Genomic DNA, 24,162 nt, shown 5'->3' with positions numbered 1-24,162 from the left:
GCGGGTACCATCGACCTAGCTGCTCGCGGGTTGGGGGTGGACATGCCGCAGCTCGACCTCGGCGTGCTCACGCAGCCCGAACGGCTCGCCGCGCTCCGGCGCGCACAGTCGCTGCTGGCGTCGTCGTCCGCGCCGGTCGACGGCCTGGTCCGGCTCGCCGCACGCTCGGTCGTCGCCCCCGTCGGTCTGCTGACCCTCGTCGACGACGAGCGGATGCACATCATCGGCCGGCACGGCCTCCCGCCGGACCTCGACCGCGTCCACGCCGAGCCGGCGACCAGCTCGTTCTGCCAGTACGTGGTGACCGAGAACGCGCCGCTCGTCGTCAGCGACGCCCGGGACCACCCGATGCTGCGCGACCTCGGCGCGGTGCTCGACCGGGGCGTCACGGCGTACCTCGGCCACCCCATCCACGACCTGCACGGCAACACGCTCGGGGCGATCTGCGTCACCGACTCCGTCCCCCGGCACTGGACCGACGACGACATCGCGGCCGTGTCGGAGTGCGCCGCGATGCTGGAGGTCATGCTCGGCGCCGAGACCAGTCGGCAGGACATCTCGATCGCCGCGGCCGAGACCGACGCGGTGCTGGAGACCGCGCTGGAGGCGTTCATCGCCATCGAGCTCACCGGCGAGATCACCCGCTGGAACAAGGCGGCCGAGCGCACCTTCGGCTGGTCCGCCGCGGAGGCGATCGGCAAGCAGGTGGACGAGCTGATCATCCCCGAGCGGTTCCGGGCCGCGCACCGCGCCGGGCTGACCAGGTTGGCGCGGGGCGGCGTACCGAAGCTGATCGGGCAGCGGCTGCAGCTGTACGCCACCAACCGGGCCGGCGACGAGTTCCCGGTCGAGCTGACCCTGAACGTCGTGGAGGGGCCGGCCGGGCGGCACGCGCACGCGTTCGTGTACGACATCAGCGAACGCGTCACCGCCGAGCGGCAGCTCGCCCGCGAGCGGCACTTCCTCAGCGCCCTGCTCGACAACCTCGACGCCGGTGTGGTCGCCTGCGACGAGCGCGGCCGGCTCATCCTGTTCAACCGGGCGATGCGGGAGATCACCGGCGGCGACGCCGACCAGTCGACCGCCGCCAGCTGGGTCGAGACCTACCGGTCCTACGGGGACTCCGGCTCCTCGCAGGCGGAAGACCTGCCGCTCGTCCGCGCCTTTCACGGCGAGCACGTCCGCGAGGCCGAGGTCGTCGTCCACATGCCCGGACGCCCCCGGCGCAGCTTCACCGCCAACGCCCAGCCGATCCGCGACACCGACGGCAACCGGCTCGGCGCCGTCGCGGCCCTGCACGAGGTCACCGACCGGCGCCGGGCGCAGCGGCTCATCGAGTGCGAGCTCGCCGTCTCCCGCATCCTGGAGCAGGCGGCCACGATCGAGGACGCCGGCCCGGAGCTGCTCGGCACCGTCGCACGGACCCTGCAGTGGCCGCACAGCGAGCTGTGGCTGGTCGACAAGGTCGGCAACGTCCTGCGCAACGCCGCCATGTGGACCGAGCCCGGCTACGTCATCCCCGAGCCCGGCCCCCTCGCCCCCGGCGTCGGCGTCTCCGGGGTCGCCTGGGAGACCGGCCAGCCCGCCTGGGTCCCCGACATCTCCGTCGTCGGCAGCCGCCTCAACGTGCCGTCGCTGGCCCGGCACGGCCTGCGGGTCGGGCTGGCCGTGCCGATCCGCGACGGCACCGGGGTCACCGGCACGCTCAGCTTCTTCGGCGACGCCGCCGAGGAGCCCGAGCAGTCCCTCATCGCGCTGCTGTCCGGGATCGCCGCGCACGTCGGGCAGTTCCTGGAGCGCCGCCGCGCCGAGGACCTGGCCCGCCAGCTGGCCCGCACGAAGGACGAGTTCATCTCCCTCGTCGGCCACGAGCTGCGCACCCCGCTCACGTCGATCTCCTCGTACACCGAGCTGCTCCTGCACGACAACGACGACGAGACGACCCGCTCGCAGTTCCTGTCGGTCATCGCCCGCAACGCCGAGAACCTCCGGGCGATCATCGACGACCTGCTGGACCTGGCCGGCCTGGAGAGCGGCTACGTCTCCCTCGTCGAGCGGCCCCTGGACCTCGCCGCCGTGGTCGGCGACTCCGCGCTCGCGGGCACCCGCGCGGCGCAGGAGAAGGACATCGACATGCGGGTCACGCTCCCCGACGGCCCGGCGCCCATCGCCGGCGACCCGCCGCGGCTGCGCAAGGTCGTCGACCACCTCGTCACCAACGCGGTGAAGTTCACACCCGCGGGCGGCCGGGTCGAGATCGAGCTGACCCGCGACCGGGCCGGCGTCGACCTGAGAGTCACCGACACCGGCGTCGGCATCCCCGAGGAGGAGCGGTCCCGGCTCTTCGAGCGCTTCTTCCGCGGCTCCAACATCCGCAGCCTCGGCCTGCCGGGCACAGGCCTCGGCCTGGCCATCAGCCGCACCGTCATCGAACGCCACGGCGGCACGATCACCGTCACCGACCACGGCGACAAGCCCGGGACCACGTTCCTCGTCCGCCTGCCGTCGCTGTAGCCCGTGGCGGCCGCCCGCTCGCCCTCCCGGCCCGCGACCACTGTCATTTTGCCGTCCCGGCGGCGCGCGACGGGCGTCAGGCTGCCGTCCCGGCGGCCTGCGGCGGGCGTGAGGTTGCCGTCCTTGCGGACGGGGGCACAATGGTTGCTGATGCAACTACGACGACTGACCTCCGTGTTCGTGGTGAGCGCCCTGCTGCTCGCCGGCTGCAGCGACCCCGCCCCGTCCTGGAAGGGCGGCGGCAGCGGCTCCAGCGCGGCGGCCGCCACCGTCAAGGTGACGGCCCCCACCGACGGCGCCAAGGACGTCTCGACCGCGACGTCCATCGTGTACGAGGCCTCCTCCGACGCCACGGTCACGCTGCAGGACGCCTCGGGCGCCACTGTGTCCGGCGCCGCCCTGCCCGCCGGTGCCCAGGGTGCGCCCTCCACCGGCGCGTCGGGTGCGCCCGCCTCGCCCTCCACCGGCGCCTCGGGCTCCACCGGCGCCTCCGGTAAGGGGGTCGAGTGGATGCCGGACAAGCAGCTGAAGTACTCCACCGAGTACACGGCCACGATCACCGCCGGCAGCGCCAAGTCCACGGTGAAGTTCACCACCATGGCCAAGCCGTCCAGCCTCGCCCGCACCAGCAGCCAGATCGGCGACGGCCAGGTCGTCGGCGTCGGCATGATGATGATCCTGTCCTTCGGCGTCGAAATCCCGAAGGACAAGCGCGCCGGCATCGAGCGACGGCTCCTCATGTCCTCCGACCCTCCGCAGGAGGGCAGCTGGAACTGGTACACCAGCAAGGAGATCCACTACCGCCCCAAGGAGTACTGGCAGGCAGGCACGAAGCTCTCCCTGCGCGCCCGCGTCGGTGGCGTCTCCTTCGGCGGCAGGTCCTACGGTGAGAAGGACATCACCGTCGACGCCGTCGTGGGCAAGAAGCTCATCATGGAGGTCGACAACGCCACCAAGCAGATGACCATCACCGAGGACGGCGTCCTGCTCAAGACGATGCCCGTCTCCCTGGGCAAGCCGAGCAACCCCTCCGACAGCGGCAACTTCATCGTCATGGTGAAGAACGAGTGGGAGTGGTTCGACTCCTCCACCTACGGCGTCCCCGTCGACTCCCCCGACGGCTACCGCACGAAGGTCGAGTACCCCCAGCGGATCACCTGGAGCGGCCAGTACATCCACGCCGCCCCCTGGTCGGTCAAGGACCAAGGCAAGCGCAACGTCTCCCACGGCTGCGTCAACATCTCCCTCGACCTGGCAAAATGGCTGTACGGCGTGACCCACATCGGCGACCCCGTCATCGTCAAGGGCACCGAGGAGCGCGTGAAGTACGGCGACGGCTGGACCGACTGGGAACTCTCCTGGGACGAGTACAAGAAGGGCAGCGCCCTGTAGAGCCCCACCCCACCGTGGCCGCCCGTTTTGGCTGGCAGGGTGGGGACCTGGTAACCTGATTCATCGCGCACGGTGACGCGTCCCTGTTGCTTGCGCCTAAACTTTTCCAACCCGAGCTAACAAGACGAGGTCTGTCGCGTGGCGAACATCAAGTCCCAGATCAAGCGCAACCGGCAGAACGAGAAGCGCCGCCTGCGCAACAAGTCGGTCAAGTCTTCCCTGAAGACCGCGATCCGCAAGTTCCACGAGGCCACCGCCGCCGGCGACACCGAGGCCGCCACCACCCTGCTCCGCGACGCCTCGCGCAAGCTGGACCAGGCCGCGAGCAAGGGTGTCATCCACAAGAACCAGGCGGCCAACCGCAAGTCGGCCATCACCAAGAAGCTGGGCTCGCTGGCCGCCTGACCGGCCCCAGCACTTTTCTTCTCAGCTCCGCGAAAAGCGCCGCCCCGCTGGGGCGGCGCTTTCGCTGTTTCCCACCCCCGCCACGAACCCCCGGGGCTGCCGCAGACCCCGCTCCGCATGCATCCGGCTCCTGGCAGCAGCCCCACCGCCCCGAACACCGCAGCGCCCGAAGCAACCAGGCCCGGGCGGACGATCCGCTTCCGGCACATCGTTCACACTGCTCGAACCCCGCCGCAGCCCACCCGGCCCACCAGGCCCGCCAGGCCCGCCCTGCCGGTCCGGCCTTGGACGAACGATCCCGGCCGAAGCCACCCTCCTGCCGCCAGGCCAGGCCGACCCAGCGCCCCAGACACCGTTGTCAGGCCAGGCCGACGCAGCGCCCCCAGACAGCAAAGAGCCGGAGGCAACCGGGGCAAGTGCCCCGAGCCGCCTCCGGCTCATCGTTCATGCCGTCCAGAGCCCGTCAGGTCTCTGTACCGGCCGGCCTGCTGTTCGGCCTCAGGCGAAGCGCCCCTGGTTGAAGCCGCCAGTCCGCTGCCGGGTCAGGTCGTCGTCGGTCCGCCAGGGCCGCTCGGCGTGCCGCCCCGACTGGAACTGCCCGGACGGGAAGTGCCCAGTGTCGTCCGCCCTCCGGCGCCCTCCCGGCTGGCGCTGCGCGTGGCGCCCACCGGCAGCATCCCGGTTGGCGGCGTCCCGGTTGGCGGCGGTCCGGCCGTTGTCGACGGGTCGCGCCGGCTCGTCGGTGTCGGGCTCGTCGGCCGGCTCGTACCCGTTCCACGCCGCCTGACCCGCCCCCCAACCGGTCTGCCCACCCCGACTCGGCGCGGCACCCCACTGCGCCTGGTCCGCCCAGCCGGTCTCGTCGTCCCACTCCGCCCACGGGTCGACCGGCTCACCGGGCACCACGTTTCCGTTCCCGTCGCCGCGCCCGCCCTGCTCGCCGCCGGTGTACCCCGAGCCCGCCTGCCCGGCATACCCCGCTTCACCGCTACCCGCATAGCCCGCCTGACCGGCCGCGTAGCCCGCCTCGGCGCTGCCCGCGTAGCCCAGCTGGCCGGCCGCGTAGCTCGCGTCGGCGCTGGCCGCGTAGCCCTGCTGACCAGGCACGTAGCCCTGCCCGCCGTCGCCCGCGTAACCCTGCTGGCCGGCCGCGTAGCCCGCCTCGGCGTTGCCCGCGTAGCCCGGCTGGCCGGCGGCGCCTGCGTAGTCCTCTTGGCCGCGCGTGCCCGCGTAGCCGGCCGATCCGCCGGCGACGGTGTAGCCGGCCTCCTGCTGCGCGTCGGCGTGGCCGTTCGGGGCGTGACCGTCCGCGTACGCCTCCATCGCCGCCCGCGCGCCCGGGGCAGGCTGCTCGGTGCGTGCGGCGGCGGCACGGCTGATCCATGCGGCGCGGTCGCCCCAGGCGGTCTCGTCGCCCCAGTTGGCCTGGCCGTCGCGGGCGCCTGACCGGCCGGCCCACGCCGCCTCGTCGCCCCAGCCGGCCTCGGTGTCCTCGCCCCACGCCTGCTGGCCCTCACCGGCGCCGCCGTGCCCTGCACGCGTCACCCGATCCTGGCTAGCGTCCTGGGCGACCTGCTCCCAGCCCGCGGGGGTGGCCCGGTCCCAGCGCTGGCCCTCGTCGTCGTGCCCCCACTCCGGCGCGCCATGGCCGGTGTAGCCGCTCGGGTCGCCCTGCCGACCCTGGGCGTCGTGACCGTGCTGCACGCCGCGCCAGCCGTGACCGTCGGAAGCGTCCCGGTCGCCCTGCGAGCCGTGACCGTCGTGGCCACTGCGCCAGCCGTGACCGTCAGAGGCGTCCCGGTCGCCCTGCGAGCCGTGACCGTCGTGGCCACTGCGCCAGCCGTGACCGTCAGAGGCGTCCCGGTCGCCCTGCCAGTCGCGGCCGTCCTGACCTGCGCGCCAGCCGCGGCCGTCCGAAGCGTCGTGGTCCGCCCGGCCGTCGTGCTCCCAGGCGCCGCTGTCGTGGGCTCGGTCCTGGGTGGCCCGGCCGGGCACGTCCCAGGCCTCGGTCGCGTCGTCGTCGCGGCTGCGGCGCTGGCTGATCTGCGTGGCCTGGCCCCGGTCCTGGCCGGCGCGGCCCGCGCGGTCCCAGTCCTGGCCGGGCTCGCCGGAGTGGTCCCAGTCCTGGCCGTTGCCGGAGTAGTCCCAGTGCTGCCCCGCGTGTGCGGGCTCGGCCGACTCGTCCCAGCCGCTGCGGGTCGGCCAGGTGGCGTCGCCGGTGGCCTGGTCCCAGCCCTCGTGCCCGCCGGTCCGGCCGTGGCGGCCGTCGGACTCGTCGGTGTGCAGGCGCGACCGGCGGCCGTCCGAGGTCTGGTACGCCGAGTGGCTACCCGTGTCCACCTCGTGGATGTCCTCGTGACCGCCCTGGCGGAACCCGGGCCGGGCGCCGCCCTCCCCCGTCCGGAACGCCGGGTGAACCCCGGTGTCCCCGTCGCGGACCACGACCTGCTGACCCGGGACGCCTTCGCGGAACGCCCGGCCAGAACCCGTGTCACCCTCCCGGAAGGCCCGACCGGAGCCCGTCGTGTCCCCGTCCCGGAAAGCCCGACCGGAGCCCGTCGTGTCCCCGTCCCGGAAAGCCCGGCCAGAGCCCGTGGTGTCGCCGTCGTAGAAAGCCCGGCCGGAGCCCGTCGTGTCGCCATCCCGGAAGGCCCGGCCGTAGCCGGTCGTGTCGCCATCCCGGAAAGCCCGACCGGAGCCCGTCGTGTCGGCGTCGTCGAATGCCGCGTGGGAGCCGGTGTCGGCGTCGCGGACGGGCTGGCCGGAGGCGGCGTGGTGGCCGGCGGTCTCGGCGGTGGGCTGGGTGGGCGGGGCGTCGCTGGCCGGCGAGATGCCGTATTCGTTGTTCGTCTCCGGCTGGCGGGCGCCGCGCGGGCCGCCGTCGCGAGCCGGGACCGAGATCCGGATGACGCCGACCTTCTTGCGCTGCGCTGGGGGCTCGCCGGATGCCTGCCGGGTCGCGGTGCGCATGGCACCCGCGCCGCCCGTGCCGCCCTGGCGGACGCCGACCCCGCCGGAGCCGTTGCCCGCGGAAGCGGCCGCGGCGGCACCGGCGGACGAGCCGGCACCCCGGGCCCCGCCGGACGGTTCCGAACCAGAGCCACCTGACGAGCCAGAGCCGGACGAACCCGAACGGGAGCCGTAGACGCCGGAGCCGCCGACGCCGGCCGCGGCGAAGCCGGACCTGGCGACGCTGCCCGCGGCCGCGCGGCCCGAGCCGGCGGTCGAGACCCCGATCCCGGACGAGTCGCGCCCGGCGCCCGCGGCGCGGGCCGCCGCGCCGGAGCCGGTGCCGGTCCCCGCGCCCCGGGCCATCTCGGCGCGGTCCAGCGCGGTCGTGGTCCGCCGGGTGGCGGAGGTCGGCTCATCGGTCTCGGTGGCCGGATCCACCCGAGTGGATGACGCCCGTTCGGATGAACCCCGGGCCGCGGAACGCGCCTGCGCCCGGACCCGCTTCGAGCCGCCGATGGCCATGTCGTTGACCTTCACCATCACGGCGACGACAGCGGGAAGGACGGGGACCGCCCACCAGCTGACCAACTCGGCGAGTGCGAGCAGCACACCGGCCGCAATCATGCACTCAAACAGCATGAAACTGACGAATCCGCCGATATGCAGGTGGCGAAGCCGCAGCGCACGCACATACAGCGGCGCCTGTGAGGCAAACCCGTTGCTCGTCGTCATCGTCCTATTCCTCCAGCACGCGCCGCGACCACAGCGAACACAGCCCGCTCGAGCGCATAGCCGCGGTCGTCCGAGCCACCCTTCACGGCGGCATTGCACTCTGCCGCCACTCGCATGGCATCAACGAGCGCCTCGGCCGTCCAGCCACGGGCTTGGCGCTGTGCGCGTTCGACCTTCCACGGAGGCATTCCCAAATTTCCGGCGAGTTGATATGCGCTGCCCTTGCCCGCGGCGGCCACCCGGGCGACGGTGCGGACGCCGTCGGCGATGGCGTCGGCGATCGGCACGGGGTCCACGCCGACGTGCATCGCCCACCGCAGAGCCTCCAGCGCCGCGGCCGTGTCGCCGACCATGACGGCGTCGGCGACGGTGAACCCGGAGACCTCGGCGCGGCCGCGGTAATACTGCGCCACGGTGCTCACGTCGATCCGCCCGCCGGTGTCGGCGACCAGCTGCGAGCAGGCGGCGACGAGCTCGCGCAGATCGTTGCCGACGGCGCTGAGCAGGGCCTCCGCCGCGTCCTCGCCGATCTTGCCGCCCTGCCTGCGGATCTCGTTGCGCACGAAGTCGACCCGCTCGCGGTGCTTGCCGATCTTCGCGGCGGGGACGACGTCGGCGCCGGCGGCCTTGAGCCCGTCGGCGAGGGCCTTGCCCTTGGCGCCGCCGGCGTGGGTGACGACGAGGACGACGTCGTCCTCGGGGTCGGCGGCATAGGCGAGCAGCGCCGCGACGATGTCCTTCTTGGTGTCCTGGCCGCTCTCGACGACGAGGACCCGCCGCCCGCCGAACAGCGACGGGCTCAGCAGCTCGGCCAGCTCACCGGCCGTCAGATCGGCCCCTGGACGGCGGTGGACCTCGGTGTCGGGGTCGTCCGCCCGGGCGGCGGCGATGGTGTCGGTGACGGCACGGGAGACGAGCAGCTCCTCGTCGCCGATCACCAGGCGGAGGCGGGGCAGACCAGATCCAGACACGCGAGCCATCGTGTCACGACCCCCTGACAAAAGCGGACGAGCCGTGGGCCACGACCGCGAGCCGACCGCCGGCGTCCCGGACGACGGCGATGTCCCCTTCCTCGTCGGTACGGACGACCCGCGCACCCCCACGGACCAGGCGGCTCAGGACGGCGGGGCTCGGGTGGCCGTAGTCGTTGCCGGCGCCGACGCTGACCAGGGCGACCCTCGGGGCGACCGCGTCGAGGAACGCCGGATCTTGAAACGCCGAGCCGTGGTGGGCGACCTTCAACACGTCGGCGTGCAGGGGCGCGTCGAGCAGGCTCAGCTGCTCCTCCGTCTCGGCGTCGCCGGTGAGCAGGATCCGGATCCCGCCGACGGTGACCGCGACGACCAGCGAGTTGTTGTTGACGTCGGACCGGGTGCCGGTCACGGGGCGGGCCGGGCCGAGGACGGTCAGCCGCGCCGCGCCGACGGTGAGCACGGTGCCGGCGGGCGCGTCGAGGGTGACGACGCCCCGGGCGAGGACGGCCCGGCGGCCGCTCACGGGCTCGGCGAACGGCGGCACGAGCAGCCGGTCGACGCGGCGCCGGCGCAGGACGCCGTCGAGGCCGCCGATGTGGTCGACGTGGAAGTGGCTGACGATCAGCAGCGGGACGCGGCGGACGCCGAGGTCGCGCAGGCAGCGGTCGACTGGGTCGGCCTGCGGCCCCGCGTCGACGACGACGGCGGCGCCGCCCCCGGCGGCCACGACGAGCGCGTCGCCCTGGCCGACGTCGCAGGCGACGACGACCCAGCCGGGTGGCGGCCAGCCGCCGGCGAGGAACCTGACGGGGACGGCGCCGAGCACGCCGGCGAGGGTGATCACGACGACGATCCGCCGCACCACCCGGCGCCGGAACGCGAGGATCAGCGCCGCGAGCAGCCCGCCGAGCAGGATCCCGCCGAACGCGCCGCCCGGCCACGGGAGCACACCGTCCGGGACGGCGGCGCCGTGGTGGGCGATCGCGACGAGCCAGCGGGCCGGCCAGGCGGCCACCCAGGCGGTGAACGCCGCGACGCCCGGCAGCACCGGCGACGTCACCGCGGTGATGATGCCGAGGACCGTGGCCGGGGCGACGGCGGGCGCGGCGAGCAGGTTGGCCGGCACGGTCGTCAGGCTGACGCCGCCGGAGATGCCGGCGATCACCGGCGCGCACGCCGCCTGCGCCGCCGCGGGCACGCACACCGCCTCGGCCGCGAACGCCGGCCAGCCCTTGGCGCGCAGGGCCTCCGCCCAGCGCGGCGCGAGCAGGACCAGGCCGCCGGTGGCGAGGACGGACAGCGCGAAGCCGGCGTCGACGGCCAGCTCGGGGTCGGCGACGACGAGCACGAGGACGCTGGTCGCGAGGGACGGCAGGACCGCCCGCGGGCGGCCGAGCGCGAGCGCGACCAGGGCGAGGCCGCCCATCGCGGCGGCCCGCAGCACGCTCGGCGACGGCCGGACCAGCACGACGAACCCCACGAGGGCCAGCACGCAGATCAGCGCGGCGACCTTCGGGCCGGCGCGGCACCATCGGGCGAGCAGCAGCACCAGCCCGACCACGATCGCCAGGTTCGCGCCGGACACGGCGGTCAGGTGGGTCAGGCCGGTGGCGCGGAAGTCGTCGGCGAGCTGCTGGTCGAGCCGGCTGGTGTCGCCGACGACGAGCCCCGGCAGCAGCCCGCCCGGCTCGGCGGGCAGGGGCAGGCAGGCGCGCTGCAGGCCGGACCGCAGCGTGCCGGCGGCCCGCTGGATCGCCGGCGCCGGGGTGACGCGGGCCGGGGCGTCGGTGACGGAGATGATCGCGGCGCGCAGGTCGCCGCCGTCGGCCGGTGACAGCCGGCCGGTCGTCTCGGCCCGCTGGCCCGGCAGCAGCCCCAGCCAGCCCTTGTCGGCGGCGAGGACGAGCACCCGTGCGCCCAGGTCCACGTTCGTGCCGTCGGCCGTGCGCAGCCAGGTGAGCCGGGCGGGCACGACGACCGTCGGCGACCGGCCCGCCGTGGAACGGCCGAGCCGCGGGTCGTCGGAGATCCGCAGCCCGAGTCGCACCGTCGTGTGCGCGGCCGCGAGGCCGGCGAGGGGCTCGGCGTCGCGCTCGCCGACCCGGGCGGCGGTGGTGACCGCGCCGCAGGCGACGCCGAGCAGCGCCGCGACGACCACCCACCGGGTCGGGCGCAGCGCCCGCACGGGGAGCCGCCCCCACAGCGCGGCGAGGACCACCGCGCCGAGACCCACCGCCCAGCCGGCCCGCGCGGGGCAGAACAGGCAGCCCAGCGCGGTCAGCCAGCAGCCGATCGCGGCGCCGGCCAGGCGCAGGTCGGTGCTCACACCGTCACCCGGTCCTTGAGCTGCGCGAACTTGGCGTCGCCGATGCCTTCGACCTGGCGCAGGTCGGTGACGGCGCGGAAGCCGCCGTGGCGGTCGCGGTGGTCGATGATGCGTTGGGCGAGGACCTGACCGATGCCGGGCAGCGTCTGGAGCTCCGCGAGGGTGGCGGTGTTGAGGTTGACGAGGCCGCCGCCGCCGGAGCCGCCGCCCCCGCCGGGCGGCGCGGCACCGGGCGGCGCAGGGATCCCGACCGCGATCATCTCTCCGTCGACGACCTTGCGGGCGAGGTTGAGACCGGTCGGCTCGGCGCCGGGCAGCAGGCCGCCGGCGGCGGTGATGGCGTCGGCGACGCGGGCCCCGGGCGGCAGGTCGACGAGGCCGGGGCGCTGCACCTTGCCGACGACCGAGACGACCAGCCGGGGCGGGGCGCTGGAGGCCGCCGCGGGCGGGGCGGCGGAGACGGAGGCGACCGGCGGCGCCGGGGTGACCTGCGGCCGGGAGCGCCAGGCCAGGAACGCGGCCACGCAGACGACCAGCGCGGCGACCACGACGAGGGCCCGCACGCCCCGCCGGCCGGGGTCGACCGCCGACAGCCAGGACCGCCCACCGGAGGCGCCCGGACCAAGGTCCGGGCCAGGGTCCGGAGACCCGGCGGGCGGAAACGACTCATCCCACGGATACGGATCGGGATCCGGCGGAAGGCCGACCACCCTCGCCAGCCGCCCCGCCGTCTCGCTGTCACCGTCTGCAGTACTGCGCCTCATGCCCGGTCACGCTAAGACCGGTCACGACCGCCCCACCCCGACGAAACCGCCGGCCTGTGGACAACGACGCCCTTGTGGACAACCGACACGAAGGAACAGCCGACACGAAGGGACGACCGACAGCGGCGGCTACACCGCGTGCACCACCACGGCCACCATCCCCGGCCCGACATGGGCGCCGACGACCGCGCCCACCTCCGTCAGGTACGCCCCCCGCAGCCGCTCCCCGAGCCGCTCCTTCAACGTCGTGAGCAGCGCATCGGCACGCTCCGGCGCGGCCAGGTGGTGCACCGCCACATCGACGACCGACGACCCCGCCGCCTCGTCGGCCATGTCGACCAGCCGGGCCAGCGCACGGCTCGCCGTGCGGACCTTCTCCCGCACGACGACCCCCTGGTCGGTGGTGTGCAGGATCGGCTTCACCGACAGCGCGGTGCCGAGCAGCGCCGCCGCCGCCCCGATCCGCCCGCCCCGGCGCAGGAACTCCAGGGTGTCGACGTAGAAGAGCGTCGAGGTGCGGCCGACCGCGTCGAGGACGGCCTGCCTCGCCTCCGGCAGCGCGGCACCCGAGGAGGCCGCGGCCGCCGCGGCGAGGGCGGGAAAGCCCAGCCCCATCCCGGTGGACTGGGTGTCGACCACGGAGACGGCATCGCCGAACTCGGCCGCCGCGAGGCTGGCCGCGTCGTAGGTGCCGGAGAGCTTCGCCGACAGGTGCACGGACAGGACCGCGGTCGCCCCGGCGGCAAGCAGCCCCCGGTAGACGTCGGCGAACGCCTCCGGCGAGGGCCTGGAGGTGGTGACGGCGACCCGCCGGGCGTTGAGCGCCTCGGCGACGGTGGCGGAGTCGACGTCGACGGTGTCGAGGCCGGGGACACCGTTGACGACGACGGCGAGCGGCACGACGGTGAGCCGCCGTGCCGGGTCGGTGGCCAGCTCGGCCGGCAGGCAGGAGGTCGAGTCGGTGACAACGGCGACGGCGGGGTGTGAGCCGGTCATGCCGCCACCTCCGCTGCGCTCCGGCGTCGGCCTGACCGACGGACTGCGCTCATGATGCCCGACCCTCCGCTCCGCTCCGCTCCGGTCCGGTCATGACGGCACGGTAGCCGATCAGCCGCCCTGGACCGAGCTCACCTGGAACGGGGTGCCCTGCTGGCACGTGGTCATCAGGTCCGGGGTGGGCCGCCCGGTGACGGTGACCTGCTTGCCGGCCTGCAGCAACGCCCGGTCACCACCGATCAACAGGTACGTCTTGTCGGCCCCGCGAAGCAGCAGGCAGCCCGACTCGACGCCCTCGAAGACCTGACCGGAGACGGTGATCGCGGCGGGAGCGGAGCCCGGCGCGGCAGACGACGGAGCGACCGACATGGACGACGGAGCGGGAGCGGAGACCGACGGAGGCTCCCCGGGAGAGGAGGTCGGAGACGCGGCACAGCCGCCGAGCGCGAGAGCGACGGCGGCCACCAGAAGCACAGAACGCACTGCCATGATCCCTTCGACGCTACCGGTGCCCGCCCGGTTCCGCGACAATCATGGCAGGTTGTGGCCGGCCAGCTGCCACCCCCGGGTCGCGTCGAACCGCAGGTCGGTCGAGTGACAGTTGTGCAGCGCGCCCAGCGTCGCCGCCAGCGCGTGCGGCCAGCCCAGCAGCGCGCACGTGCCGTGCCTGGCCACGGCGCCGTGCGTCGCGACCACGATCGTCGACCCGTCCGGCGCCGCCGAGACGATCTCCTGCAGCACCTCGGTCATGCGCTTGCTGAGCGCGTCGACCTCCTCGACGCCGGCGTCGTCGACGGGCTCGCCCCGCCGCCACCGCTCGAACGCCTCCGGCCAGGTCGCGCCGATCTCGGGGTGCGTCAGCCCCTCCCACTCGCCGAAGCTGCGCTCGCGCAGGCGCGGGTCATAAGTGACCGGCACGTCCACAAGCGCGGCCAGGGCGTCCATGGTGGTGCTGGCGCGGCGCAGATCGCTGGAGACGAGCACCGCGGGCTCGAGCGCGGCGAGCCGGGGCGCGGCCGCGGCCGCCTGCGCCAGCCCGGTCTCGGACAGCGGCGTGTCGATCTGCCCCTGCACCCGCCCACCGGCATTCCAGGAGGTCTGTCCGTGCCTCCAGAGAATCAGCCTGGTCACGCCGGCGCGGGCAGATCGCGGTCGACGAACTCGATGACCGGGCAGTCCTTCCACAGCTTGTCGAGCTGGTAGAACTCGCGCTCCTCGCTGTGCTGCACGTGCACGACGATGTCGACATAGTCCAGCAGGACCCAGCGCCCGCCCCGGTTGCCCTCGCGACGCACCGGCTTCGCCTTCTCGGGCAGCTGCACCAGCTGCTCCTCGATGGCGTCGACGATCGAGAGGACCTGCCGCTCATTGGGCGCCGACGCGATCACGAACGCGTCGGTGATGGCCAACTGGTCGGCGACATCCAGGATGACGATGTCTTCAGCCTTCTTGTCGGCGGCCGCCTGTGCAGCGGTGAGCGCCAGCTCGATGGCACGCTCAGTCGCGGGCACCGGGCTCCCTTCGTCGGTCTCCCCCGGCCTGCTGTGCCGGGCTCGTTCTAGCCTCTCACGCCCGTACGACACTCTGCCCCTCAGATGTTGTCGACTTTTCGGTACAAACCGCGCTTAGCGATGTATTGCACCACTCCATCGGGGACGAGATACCAGACCGGTTTGCCGGACGCGACCCGCCGCCGGCAGTCGGTGGACGAGATCGCCATCGCCGGCACCTGGACCAGGCTCACCGAGTCCGCCGGCAGGTGGGAGGCGTCGAGCTCGAACCCGGGCCGCGTGACGCCGACGAAGTGCGCGAGGTCGAAGAGGTCCCGCGCGTCCTTCCACGACAGGATCTTCTTGAGCGCGTCGGCACCGGTGATGAAGAACAGCTCCGCCGACGCACCGTACTGCTCACGCAGGTCACGCAGCGTGTCGACGGTGTAGGTCGGCCCGCCGCGGTCCACGTCGACGCGGCTGACGGTGAACCGCGGGTTGGAGGCGGTCGCGATGACCGTCATCAGGTAGCGGTCCTCCGGCGAGCTGACCACCGACCCCGACTTCTGCCAGGGGTCGCCGGTCGGCACGAACACCACCTGGTCCAGCCCGAACCGATCGGCCACCTCGCTCGCCGCGACCAGGTGGCCGTGGTGGATCGGGTCGAACGTCCCACCCATGATGCCCACGCGCATCCTGGCATCGTAGTGATCACCTCGTCGCCCGGACGAGTGCTCCGTTTCCGTCGTCCCATGTTGTACGTGTAGCCTCAAGTTCCATGACGTTGTCGCACCCGAAGGGTGCCTTTGACAGCTCCCGCGCCGTGTGGCGCTCGGCCCCGGGCGAGAGCCACGGCAGCCGCGTGGAGGTCGCGTTCGTGGACGACCTGATCGGCCTGCGCAACGGCGCCGACCCGCACAGCCCGGTGCTCGTCTTCACCCAGGACGAGTGGGACGCCTTCGTGGCCGGCGCCAAAGACGGCGAATTCGACGTCTGAAAAAAGCCGCACAGCGGCAACAGACGCACAGCCGTACCGCCGCAGCCGCCGCAACAGCGACGGCCGCGGCGACGACCGATCGTCACGGATACAGCAGCGACCGGATCGGCGGCATCCGCTCCAGCTGCGGTGCCAGCGCCCGCAGCCGGAGTGCCAGCGTGACCGCCTCCAGCGTCACGTCGGCGTCCCCGGCGGACGGCACTGGCGCCCGGTGCAGGTCGAGCCAGGCGGACACGTCCGGCCAGTGGTAGACCGGCCGCCGCGGGTGCTCCCGGACCGGCGCCGGAAACCCGGCGTGCGTCCACCCCCGCACGACCTCGACCGGCCGCCGCACCCGGACCGAGATCACCTCCAGGGTCACCAGCGGGTCGTCGGCGACGGCCCGCACGATGCCGACCCCCGCCGCGTCCAGGTCGCGGACCCCGGACACGACCGCGTCGACCAGCGTCGGCGCGACCCGGTCGAACGCCACCCAGGCGACCCCCTCGCCGGGCACCACCTCCACGCTCAGGTCGTCCGCCCTGTCGAACAACAGGTCGGCCCGTTCGTCGTCCAGCGGCCCGCCGACGGTCAGGCGAAACTGGCGCAGCATGGTCACCTCCCACACCGCGCGTGCCGCTGCACGAACGCGTCGATGCGCCGCGCCACCAGCTGCGCCGCCGTCCCCGGCGGCACCTCGCCGGGCACCCCCAGCCACCCCCGGCAGCCGGGACAGCTGAGCCGAAGCCAGTGCCGCTCCCCCGCCACGTCGATGTCCGCCCCTGCCATCTCGTGCATGTCGCGCCTCCCCGATCGAACCTCCGCTCCAGCCAACACCTGGATCCGCCGTTTGGGAGGGGCCAGCGAGGGGGCCACTGTGACCACGGCAAATGCCATCGCGGGCTGCTATCGTGGTGACGTGCTGCACCGTGACTCGAGCTGGCGCGCCCTCTAGGGGCGGCCGCTGTTTCCTGCACACATCCCCATCGAGGCCGTCCGTTTCCGGGCGGCCTTTTCGTGTGTCCCGGTGGCGGCGGGCCTCCCGACCAGACCGAGGAGCCCCAATGTCCCGTCGCATCTCCGGCTTCAAGCCCACCGGCCCGCTGCAGCTCGGCAACTACGTCGGCGCCATCAGACCCGTCGTCCGGGGCCAGCACGAGCAGGACACGGTGGCGTTCATCGCCGACCTGCACGCCCTGACCGTCCAGCACGACCCCGTCCTGCTCCAGAACCGGACCCGCGAGGTGGCCGGCCTGATGCTCGCCGCGGGCGTCGATCCCGGCCGGACGCTGCTCTACCGCCAGTCCGACGTCGCGGCCCACCTGGAGCTGCACTACCTGCTCGAATGCGTCGCCAGCTACGGTGAGGCGCACCGGATGATCCAGTTCAAGGAGAAGGGTGGGGGCGGCGGCTCACGGCTGTCGCTGCTGACGTACCCGGTCCTGATGGCCGCCGACATCCTGGTGCACGACATCGACGAGGTACCGGTGGGCCGCGACCAGCGCCAGCACGTCGAGCTGACCCGCGACCTGGCGGAGCGGTTCAACGAGCGGTACGGCCGCACGTTCACCGTGCCGCGGGCGGTCCACCCGGCGTTCGCCGCCCGGATCGCGGACCTCGCCGACCCGGCCCGCAAGATGGGCAAGACCAACGCCTCCACCGCCGGCGTGCTGTTCCTGCTCGACCCGCCGGACGTGCTGCGCCGCAAGGTGATGCGGGCGGTCACCGACGCCGGCACGGAGGTGGTGTACGACCCGGAGGGCAGCCCCGGCGTCGCCAACCTCCTCGACATCCTGGGCGCGCTGACCGACCGCGCCCCGGCGAGCATCGACTTCCAAGGCAGCGGGTACGGCCGGCTCAAGACCCAGGTCGCCGACGCGGTGATCGCCACCCTGGAGCCGATCCAGCGCCGCTACCAGGAGCTCACCGACGACGAGATCGAGGCCGTCCTCGCCAAGGGCGCCGAGCAGGCCGCCCAGACCGCCGACGCGACCGTGCGCCGCGCCAAGGCGGCGATCGGCCTCACAGGTGGACGGCGCGCTCCCGCAGGTAGCCCAGCGACGCCGGTGACGGCCGGTCGACCGCGGTGAAGCGCGCCGGCCGGAAGTCGATCTCCTCGATCAGCAGGTCGGCCTCGATCATCAGCGCCCACGGCACGTAGAACACCCGCTCCCCCGGCAGCGCCACCCCGACGAAGTCGACGACCGGCAGCAGCGTCGGCGTCCCGACCGCCCAGACGGCGGTGGTGAACGTGGAGCCGTCGGGCCGGGCGGTCAGGGTGCAGTCGGACAGGCGCGGGTCGGCGAGGGTCCGTCGCTGGTGCTCGGCCACGTCGGTGGCCAGGCGGCGGCGGGCCTTCGCCGCGGCGTGGAACGCCGGGTGGCCCGGCGACGGGTCGAAGGGCACGACCCGTCCCTCGTCGTCGGTGGTGTACGCCATGGGCGACAGCGGCACCGGCGTGCGCGCGTACTCGTCGGCGGCCAGGTCGAACAGCTGCTCCACCAGGCGCGGCTCGTCGGCGCAGACCAGCAGCATCAGCGTGCTCGGCAGGAACGCCACGGCCCGCCCGCCGACCTGCTCGTCCAGGTCGGCCAGCCAGCCCTCCAGGAGCACCCAGGAGACCAGGTGGTCGCCGGAGTGGTCGGGCACGTGCAGCACCGACGGGCCGAAGAGCGCGGCGCTGGCCGGCAGCTCGGCGCGGGCGAGGGTGTGCTCGTGCGCGGCCGCGAAGATCTGCTCGGCGCTGACCCCCCAGCGGGCCGGGCTGTCCAGGTCGACCGGGATGTCCTCGACGAGCACGACCTCGTCGAGGTGCGGCAGCGCGGGCCGGCGCAGCGTGCGGGTGCCACGGGCGGCGTGCCGCAGCGCGAGGCGCAGCCGCGGCAGCGCCTCTTCGAACGTCGAAGGCTGGGCCGGCGGCGCGAGGCTGCTGGCCACGAAGTCCCGCACGAAGCGCTTCCGGTCGCCGGGTCTGCGTTGGTACTGGCTGAATGCCTTGGCCAGGAAGAGCCAGCTGTACGCGTCCTGACCGCACTCGCACACGATCGCGAACTGGGTCGGGCGGAACTCGGCGTCCCGGACACCGAGCCTGCGCAACTCTGCCAGCACCTGGTCGGCGAAGCGCTCACGTGGCGATCGCGCAGGTCGGGTCAGCCGCTCGAGGATGCCCACCGACCGAACATTAGCCTCACGCGAGCCCCCGCGCGATGGCCTCGGCGGCCATTGCCGGTTTTTCGTAGCAGAGGCTGAGCAGACAGTAGACGGACGTAACCCGCAGATTCGTACAAACGGATCGGCGGGTCAGAAGTCGTCCTGGTCGTCCTCGTCCGAGGGGGCGAGCTCCAGCGTCTCGTACGGCTGGCGGCGGGCACCCCGCATCGCCTTGCGCTCCGCGGCGCGGACCCGCTTGTTGGGCTCCTCCAGGCGGTAGTCGGTGCCCCGGTTGCCCGGCACGAAGTCGTCGGCGGTGTACGTGTTGGGCTGCCAGTCGAACTCGCGGACGCCGATGCGGACCGGCGACCCGGGCTCCGCGCCGGCCTTCTTGAGCGCGTCCTCGACGCCGAGGCGGGCGAGCCGGTCGGCGAGGTAGCCGACGGCCTCGTCGTTGTCGAAGTTGGTCTGCCGGACCCAGCGCTCGGGCGCGCCGCCCCGGACCACGAAGACGCCCTCGTCGTCCTGGACGATGGTGAAGCCGCTGTCGTCGACGGCGGCGGGTCGGATGACGATGCGGGTGCGCTCCGGCGGCGGGGCCAGCTTGCGCTGCTGCCCGACCAGCTCCGACATCGCGAAGATGAGCTCCTTGAGCCCCTCGTGGGTGACGGCACTCACCGCATACACGGCGTAGCCGCGCTCCTCCAGGTCGGCGCGCATGATGTCGGCGAGGTCGCGGCCGTCCGGCACGTCGATCTTGTTCAGCGCGACGATCCGCGGCCGGTCCTCCAGGCCGCCGTACGCCGCCAGCTCGGCCTCGATCGCGTCGATGTCGGACACCGGGTCGCGCTCGGTCTCCAGGGCGGCGGTGTCGACCACGTGGACCAGCACCGCGGTGCGCTCGATGTGCCGCAGGAACTGCATGCCGAGGCCCTTGCCGGTGGCGGCGCCGGGAATCAGTCCGGGCACGTCGGCGACGGTGAACGTGTTGTCGCCGGCCTGCACGACGCCCAGGTTGGGCACCAGGGTGGTGAACGGGTAGTCGGCGATCTTCGGCCGGGCCGCGGAGATGACCGAGATCAGCGACGACTTGCCGGCCGACGGGAAGCCGACCAGGCCGACGTCGGCGACGCTCTTGAGCTCCAGGACGACGTCGATCTCTTCGCCGGGCTCGCCGAGCTCCGCGAAGCCGGGCGCCTTGCGGCGGGTGTTGGCGAGGGCCGCGTTGCCGCGCCCGCCCCGCCCGCCACGGGCCAGCTCGAACTCGGTGCCCTCGCCGATCAGGTCGGCGATGACCTCGCCGTCCATGCTGTGCACGACGGTGCCGTCGGGCACCCGCAGCACGAGCGTCTGCCCGTTGGCGCCGTCGCGGTTGTTGCCCGCGCCGCCGGCGCCGTTGCCGCCCTTCTGGTGCGGGTGGAAGTGGAAGTCGAGCAGCGTGTGCACGGCCGGGTCGACGACGAGCTTGACGCTGCCGCCGTGCCCGCCGTCACCGCCGTCGGGCCCGCCGAACGGCTTGAACTTCTCGCGGTGGATGGACACGCAGCCGTGGCCACCGTCGCCCGCCCTCACGTGCAGCACGACGCGGTCAACGAACGTGGTCACGACCCGATCCCCTCAACCTCACAGATCGCCGGCGGCGCGGCGCTGCCGCACCCCGAGGACCTCACGAACACGAGAACGGCGGGCCGGGAGCGAATATGCCCCCGGCCCGCCGTCCGGAAAAGCTGCTTCAGCCAGCGACCGGGGTGATGCTCACGGTCTTGCGGCCCCGCTTGGTGCCGAAGAGCACGTGGCCCGCGGCGAGCGCGAACAGCGTGTCGTCGCCACCGCGGCCCACCAGGTCACCCGGGTGGAACTTGGTGCCGCGCTGCCGGATGATGATCTCGCCGGCGTTGACCAGCTGGCCGCCGAAACGCTTCACGCCGAGCCGCTGGGCAGCGGAGTCGCGCCCGTTCCGCGAGCTGGACGCACCTTTTTTATGTGCCATCGCGCTGCCCCTACTTCCCGGTGGAGATGCCGGTGACCTTCACCTGGGTCAGCGGCTGGCGGTGACCCTGGCGCTTGTGGTAGCCGGTCTTGTTCTTGAACTTGTGGATCCGGATCTTCGGACCCTTGGTGTGCGCGACGACCTCAGCGGTCACCGCAGCGCTGGCAAGCTTCGCCGCGTCGGTGATGAGATCTTCGCCGTCGACAAGCAGCACCGCCGCGAGCGACAGGGAGTCGCCAGGCTGGCCCGCGAGCTTCTCGACCTCGATCACATCGCCCTCGGCGACCTTGTACTGCTTGCCGCCGGTCTTGACGATCGCGTACATCGGACGCGGACTCCTGTCGTAGCTACTGGCGGTTGGTCATCCGCGTGACCCATACAAAGCACGCAAAGACCCGACGCACGAAAGTGCGCCTTGAGAAGGGTACGCCATCGGTGGCGTACCCCCCAAATCAGGGGCGGGTCCGCCTGCGCAGACCACCCCGGCGGGTCCGGCGGCGGGCACCGTTGCCGGCCGACTCGTCCTCGTCGTCGTCGATGTTGTCCGGGTCGTCCTCGGAGGCGATCGGCGTGAACTCCGCCTCCTCCTCGACGTCCTCCACCGTGTGCGGCACGTCCACCGCGTCGGTCTCCTCCTCGGCGACCTCAGCCACCTCGGCCACCTCCGCGACCGCGGCGCCGCCCCGGCGGCCACGCCGGCGACCGGTGCGGGCCGGCTGGACGTCGGCCTCCTCCACGCCGCTGGTGACGGTCGCCGCGGCCACCTTCGCCGTGCCGTGACCGTTGCTGCCGGCGCTGCCGCCGCCACCGCCGCGCTTCTCGGGGATCGGCTCGGTGTGGATGATCAGGCCGCGGCCCTTGCACACCTCGCAGGTCTCGCTGAACGCCTCGAGCAGGCCCTGACCGACCCGCTTGCGGGTCATCTGCACCAGGCCGAGCGAGGTGATCTCGGTGACCTGGTGCTTGGTCCGGTCCCGGCCCAGGCACTCGGTCAGCCTGCGCAGCACCAGGTCGCGGTTGGACTCCAGGACCATGTCGATGAAGTCGATGACGATGATGCCGCCGAGGTCCCGCAGCCGCAGCTGGTGGACGATCTCCTCGGCCGCCTCGAGGTTGTTGCGGGTGACCGTCTCCTCGAGGTTGCCGCCGGCGCCCGTGTACTTGCCGGTGTTGACGTCGATGACGGTCATCGCCTCGGTGCGGTCGATGACGAGGCTGCCGCCGGAGGGCAGGAACACCCGCCGGTCGAGGGCCTTGATCAGCTGCTCGTCGATGCGGAGGTCCGCGAAGACGTCGTTGACGCCGGTGTACCGCTTGACCCGGTCGACCAGGTCCGGCGACACGTGCGACAGGTAGGGCTCGACCGACTCGTAGGCGTCGTTGCCCTGGATGACCAGCTCGCCGAAGTCCTCGTTGAACAGGTCGCGGACGACCCGCACGACCAGCTCGGGCTCCTCGTAGAGCAGGGCCGGCGCGCTGCTGCTGCCGGACTTCTCCTGGATGGCCTCCCACTGCGCCTGCAGCCGCTTCACGTCGCGGGCCAGGTCGTCCTCGCTGGCGCCCTCGGCCGCGGTGCGCACGATGACCCCGGCGCCGTCGGGCACCAGGTTCTTCAGCACGTCGCGGAGGCGCTTGCGCTCGATGTCCGACAGCTTGCGGCTGATGCCGGACGCGTTGCCGTGCGGCACGTAGACGAGGTGCCGGCCGGACAGCGCGATGTGGCTGGTCAGCCGGGCGCCCTTGGTGCCGATCGGGTCCTTGGTCACCTGGACCAGCACCGAGTCACCCGACTTGAGGGCCTGCTCGATCGAGCGGGTGCGGCCCTCCAGGCCGGTCGCGTCCCAGTTGACCTCGCCGGCGTACAGCACCGCGTTGCGGCCCCGGCCGATGTCGACGAACGCCGCCTCCATGCTGGGCAGCACGTTCTGCACGCGGCCGAGGTAGACGTTGCCCACCATCGAGCTGGACGAGGCCCGGGTGACGTAGTGCTCGACGAGCACCTTGTCCTCCAGGACCGCGATCTGCGTGCGGTCGTTCTTCTGCCGGATGACCATGGTGCGGTCGACCGCCTCGCGGCGGGCCAGGAACTCCGCCTCCGACAGGATCGGCGGGCGGGTCCGGCGCTGCTCGCGGCCGTCGCGGCGGCGCTGGCGCTTCGCCTCCAGGCGGGTCGAGCCGGAGATCCCCTGCACCTCGTCGCGCTCGCGCTCGCGGGCGGCCGGGCGGGGCTCGCGGATCTTCACCACCACGTGCGGGTCGTCGGCGGGCTCGGTGTCGGCGGAGCCCTTGCGCCGGCGGCGGCGCCGGCGGCGGGTCATGCCCTCGCCGTCCTCGTCGCCCTCGTCGGACGCCTCGGCGTCCTCGTCGGCGGCGGCCTCCTCGCCCTCACCCTCGGCGTCGGTCTCGGCCTCGCCCTCGACGTCGTCCACGTCGTCGCCGAGCGTGCCCCGGCCACGGCCGCGGCCACGGCGGCCGCGCCGCCGCCGGCGGCGGGTGCCGGGCTCGAACTCGTCCTCGTCCTCATCCTCGTCGACCTCGGCGTCGACCTCGTCGGTCTCCACCGGAGCCTCGGCGGCGGCGGGCGCCTCCTCGGCGCCGCGGCGGCCCCGGCGCCGGCGGCTGCGGCCGACCGGCTCCTCGGGAGCCTCCTCGCCCAGGTCCTCGTAGTCGACGGCGGCGGCGGCCGGCGCGGCGAACGGGTCGATGCCCGACGTGGCGCCGGACGCGGCACCGAACGCCGGGGTGGCCGGGCGGACCGGCTCCACCTCCTCGCTCGGCGGCATGAACAGCACCTGGATCGGCGCGGCCCGGCGCCCCCGGCGGGCGGGCGGCTCCTCGACCGGCGCGACGACCTCCTCGGCGACGGTCTCCTCGACCGCCTCCTCGTCCTCGGTCTCGGTCTCGGCCGGAGCGGTCTCCTCCGGAGCCTCGACGACCTCGGGGACGACGGCCTCGGGCACGGGCAGCGGCTCGGGCTCCTCCACCGGCGCGGCCTTGACCGCCCGGCGGCGGGTGCGCTTGACCGGCGCGGCGACGGCTGGCTCAGCCTCGGCAGCCTGGTCGCCGGCGGCCGCGGTGCTGTCCGCAGCGGCGGCGGCCGGGGTGCCGGCGTCCAGCGGCAGCGCCTGCTGTCCAGACTCGCCCAAATCGCCCGATTCGGCGCTCGCTGTCGCCTTCACCGCTCTGCGGCGCGTCCGGCGGACCGGCGCGGCCTCCTCCGCCGGTGCCGCTTCCGGGGTCACATCCGGAGTCACATCCGGAGTCGCCTCGGGAGCGGCCGCGTCAGGCTCGGCGGCGGGGGTGGCGGCCGCCTTGGTGGTCCGGCGCCGCGTGCGGCGGACGGGAGTGGTCTCTTCGGTGGTAGCGGCGTCTGCAACCGGCGCGTCGCCGGTTGCCTCGCCGCTTGCCGACTCGTTGTCGAACATGCGGACGTTCTCCAGTTCTGGCGCTCCCGGGCGCGTAGCAACGCAGCCACACGGGGGCACCGCATATATGTTGTGC

21 protein-coding genes are annotated in these 24,162 nt (G+C 73.4%); 5 read left to right on the top strand and 16 right to left on the bottom strand.

Annotated features, from left to right (window positions below):
* Positions 1–42: 42 nt before the first annotated feature.
* The 3 genes from AB0J72_RS37540 (at position 43) to rpsT (ending at position 4,311) form a co-directional block, all read left to right on the top strand.
* Positions 43–2,514: a PAS domain S-box protein gene (locus AB0J72_RS37540; RefSeq protein WP_363407633.1), complete on the top strand. Its 2,472-nt coding sequence runs from the start codon at positions 43–45 to the stop codon at positions 2,512–2,514.
* Between the two features lie 150 nt (positions 2,515–2,664).
* Complete coding sequence (locus tag AB0J72_RS37535) at positions 2,665–3,906, top strand: Ig-like domain-containing protein (protein ID WP_363407630.1); 1,242 nt, start codon at positions 2,665–2,667, stop codon at positions 3,904–3,906.
* A gap of 138 nt (positions 3,907–4,044) precedes the next feature.
* Positions 4,045–4,311: a 30S ribosomal protein S20 gene (gene rpsT, locus AB0J72_RS37530; RefSeq protein WP_344512338.1), complete on the top strand. Its 267-nt coding sequence runs from the start codon at positions 4,045–4,047 to the stop codon at positions 4,309–4,311.
* A 498-nt stretch (positions 4,312–4,809) separates the two neighbouring features.
* Here the strand turns inward: rpsT and AB0J72_RS37525 are convergent, their stop codons facing one another.
* The 9 genes from AB0J72_RS37525 to nadD all read right to left on the bottom strand — a co-directional run bounded on the left by AB0J72_RS37525 (position 4,810) and on the right by nadD (position 15,240).
* Positions 4,810–7,887, bottom strand: coding sequence for a hypothetical protein (locus AB0J72_RS37525; RefSeq protein WP_363407626.1), 3,078 nt, complete (start codon positions 7,885–7,887; stop codon positions 4,810–4,812).
* A 104-nt stretch (positions 7,888–7,991) separates the two neighbouring features.
* Positions 7,992–8,975, bottom strand: coding sequence for a DNA polymerase III subunit delta (gene holA / locus AB0J72_RS37520; protein ID WP_363407623.1), 984 nt, complete (start codon positions 8,973–8,975; stop codon positions 7,992–7,994).
* 4 nt (positions 8,976–8,979) lie between these two features.
* Entirely contained in the window at positions 8,980–11,295 is a 2,316-nt protein-coding gene (locus AB0J72_RS37515) for a ComEC/Rec2 family competence protein (RefSeq protein ID WP_363407620.1), read from the bottom strand.
* On the bottom strand, positions 11,292–12,059 hold the full coding sequence (locus AB0J72_RS37510; protein ID WP_363407617.1) for a ComEA family DNA-binding protein: 768 nt from the start codon (positions 12,057–12,059) through the stop codon (positions 11,292–11,294). Before AB0J72_RS37510 ends, AB0J72_RS37515 begins: the two co-directional genes overlap by 4 nt.
* Positions 12,060–12,188: 129 nt before the next feature.
* Complete coding sequence (locus tag AB0J72_RS37505; RefSeq protein WP_363407614.1) at positions 12,189–13,055, bottom strand: DegV family protein; 867 nt, start codon at positions 13,053–13,055, stop codon at positions 12,189–12,191.
* Positions 13,056–13,166: 111 nt separating this feature from the next.
* Positions 13,167–13,424, bottom strand: coding sequence for a hypothetical protein (locus AB0J72_RS37500; RefSeq protein WP_363407611.1), 258 nt, complete (start codon positions 13,422–13,424; stop codon positions 13,167–13,169).
* A 162-nt stretch (positions 13,425–13,586) separates the two neighbouring features.
* On the bottom strand, positions 13,587–14,186 hold the full coding sequence (locus AB0J72_RS37495) for a histidine phosphatase family protein (protein ID WP_363407608.1): 600 nt from the start codon (positions 14,184–14,186) through the stop codon (positions 13,587–13,589).
* The gene (gene rsfS, locus AB0J72_RS37490; protein ID WP_344512322.1) at positions 14,183–14,566 is read right to left on the bottom strand and encodes a ribosome silencing factor; all 384 of its coding nucleotides are present in this window, start codon (positions 14,564–14,566) and stop codon (positions 14,183–14,185) included. Before rsfS ends, AB0J72_RS37495 begins: the two co-directional genes overlap by 4 nt.
* A gap of 80 nt (positions 14,567–14,646) precedes the next feature.
* Positions 14,647–15,240, bottom strand: coding sequence for a nicotinate-nucleotide adenylyltransferase (gene nadD / locus AB0J72_RS37485; protein ID WP_363407605.1), 594 nt, complete (start codon positions 15,238–15,240; stop codon positions 14,647–14,649).
* An 83-nt stretch (positions 15,241–15,323) separates the two neighbouring features.
* Between nadD and AB0J72_RS37480 the strand changes: the two genes are divergently transcribed.
* On the top strand, positions 15,324–15,542 hold the full coding sequence (locus AB0J72_RS37480) for a DUF397 domain-containing protein (protein WP_033365485.1): 219 nt from the start codon (positions 15,324–15,326) through the stop codon (positions 15,540–15,542).
* A gap of 82 nt (positions 15,543–15,624) precedes the next feature.
* On the opposite strand, the gene AB0J72_RS37475 is transcribed toward AB0J72_RS37480, so the two are convergent.
* Entirely contained in the window at positions 15,625–16,134 is a 510-nt protein-coding gene (locus tag AB0J72_RS37475; RefSeq protein WP_363407602.1) for a hypothetical protein, read from the bottom strand.
* A gap of 2 nt (positions 16,135–16,136) precedes the next feature.
* Positions 16,137–16,319 carry a hypothetical protein gene (locus AB0J72_RS37470; RefSeq protein WP_363407599.1) on the bottom strand — a complete coding sequence of 61 codons (183 nt, stop codon included), beginning with the start codon at positions 16,317–16,319 and terminating at the stop codon, positions 16,137–16,139.
* 266 nt (positions 16,320–16,585) lie between these two features.
* On the opposite strand from AB0J72_RS37470, the gene trpS reads away from it, so the two are divergent.
* Positions 16,586–17,611 (top strand): tryptophan--tRNA ligase, encoded by a 1,026-nt coding sequence (gene trpS, locus AB0J72_RS37465; protein WP_363407596.1) that lies wholly within the window; start codon positions 16,586–16,588, stop codon positions 17,609–17,611.
* Here trpS and AB0J72_RS37460 read toward each other — a convergent pair.
* From AB0J72_RS37460 to AB0J72_RS37440, 5 genes are all read right to left on the bottom strand, one after another.
* Positions 17,544–18,692 (bottom strand): hypothetical protein, encoded by a 1,149-nt coding sequence (locus AB0J72_RS37460; protein WP_363407593.1) that lies wholly within the window; start codon positions 18,690–18,692, stop codon positions 17,544–17,546. The genes trpS and AB0J72_RS37460 overlap by 68 nt on opposite strands.
* A gap of 129 nt (positions 18,693–18,821) precedes the next feature.
* Positions 18,822–20,276 carry a GTPase ObgE gene (obgE, locus tag AB0J72_RS37455; RefSeq protein WP_363407590.1) on the bottom strand — a complete coding sequence of 485 codons (1,455 nt, stop codon included), beginning with the start codon at positions 20,274–20,276 and terminating at the stop codon, positions 18,822–18,824.
* Between the two features lie 127 nt (positions 20,277–20,403).
* Positions 20,404–20,661: a 50S ribosomal protein L27 gene (rpmA, locus tag AB0J72_RS37450; RefSeq protein WP_360567371.1), complete on the bottom strand. Its 258-nt coding sequence runs from the start codon at positions 20,659–20,661 to the stop codon at positions 20,404–20,406.
* 10 nt (positions 20,662–20,671) lie between these two features.
* Positions 20,672–20,986, bottom strand: coding sequence for a 50S ribosomal protein L21 (gene rplU, locus AB0J72_RS37445; RefSeq protein WP_033365478.1), 315 nt, complete (start codon positions 20,984–20,986; stop codon positions 20,672–20,674).
* 127 nt (positions 20,987–21,113) lie between these two features.
* The gene (locus tag AB0J72_RS37440; RefSeq protein WP_363407586.1) at positions 21,114–24,086 is read right to left on the bottom strand and encodes an Rne/Rng family ribonuclease; all 2,973 of its coding nucleotides are present in this window, start codon (positions 24,084–24,086) and stop codon (positions 21,114–21,116) included.
* Positions 24,087–24,162 lie beyond the last annotated feature (76 nt).

The sequence above is a fragment of the Dactylosporangium sp. NPDC049742 genome, from assembly GCF_040674675.1.
Taxonomy (GTDB): domain Bacteria; phylum Actinomycetota; class Actinomycetes; order Mycobacteriales; family Micromonosporaceae; genus Dactylosporangium; species Dactylosporangium maewongense.
Note: the sequence above shows the minus strand (reverse complement) of the source record. Positions and strands in the feature narration are given on the sequence as shown.

Coding starts and splice junctions, on each gene's coding strand:
- AB0J72_RS37525 (WP_363407626.1), bottom strand. CDS start 7,887: ATGATTGCGGCCGGTGTGCTGCTCGCACTCGCCGAGTTGGTCAGCTGG.
- trpS (WP_363407596.1), top strand. CDS start 16,586: ATGTCCCGTCGCATCTCCGGCTTCAAGCCCACCGGCCCGCTGCAGCTC.
- AB0J72_RS37470 (WP_363407599.1), bottom strand. CDS start 16,319: ATGCACGAGATGGCAGGGGCGGACATCGACGTGGCGGGGGAGCGGCAC.
- AB0J72_RS37500 (WP_363407611.1), bottom strand. CDS start 13,424: ATGTCGGTCGCTCCGTCGTCTGCCGCGCCGGGCTCCGCTCCCGCCGCG.
- AB0J72_RS37535 (WP_363407630.1), top strand. CDS start 2,665: ATGCAACTACGACGACTGACCTCCGTGTTCGTGGTGAGCGCCCTGCTG.
- AB0J72_RS37480 (WP_033365485.1), top strand. CDS start 15,324: ATGACGTTGTCGCACCCGAAGGGTGCCTTTGACAGCTCCCGCGCCGTG.
- rplU (WP_033365478.1), bottom strand. CDS start 20,986: ATGTACGCGATCGTCAAGACCGGCGGCAAGCAGTACAAGGTCGCCGAG.
- AB0J72_RS37440 (WP_363407586.1), bottom strand. CDS start 24,086: ATGTTCGACAACGAGTCGGCAAGCGGCGAGGCAACCGGCGACGCGCCG.
- AB0J72_RS37510 (WP_363407617.1), bottom strand. CDS start 12,059: ATGAGGCGCAGTACTGCAGACGGTGACAGCGAGACGGCGGGGCGGCTG.
- rpmA (WP_360567371.1), bottom strand. CDS start 20,661: ATGGCACATAAAAAAGGTGCGTCCAGCTCGCGGAACGGGCGCGACTCC.
- AB0J72_RS37540 (WP_363407633.1), top strand. CDS start 43: ATGCCGCAGCTCGACCTCGGCGTGCTCACGCAGCCCGAACGGCTCGCC.
- holA (WP_363407623.1), bottom strand. CDS start 8,975: ATGGCTCGCGTGTCTGGATCTGGTCTGCCCCGCCTCCGCCTGGTGATC.
- AB0J72_RS37475 (WP_363407602.1), bottom strand. CDS start 16,134: ATGCTGCGCCAGTTTCGCCTGACCGTCGGCGGGCCGCTGGACGACGAA.
- nadD (WP_363407605.1), bottom strand. CDS start 15,240: ATGCGCGTGGGCATCATGGGTGGGACGTTCGACCCGATCCACCACGGC.
- AB0J72_RS37505 (WP_363407614.1), bottom strand. CDS start 13,055: ATGACCGGCTCACACCCCGCCGTCGCCGTTGTCACCGACTCGACCTCC.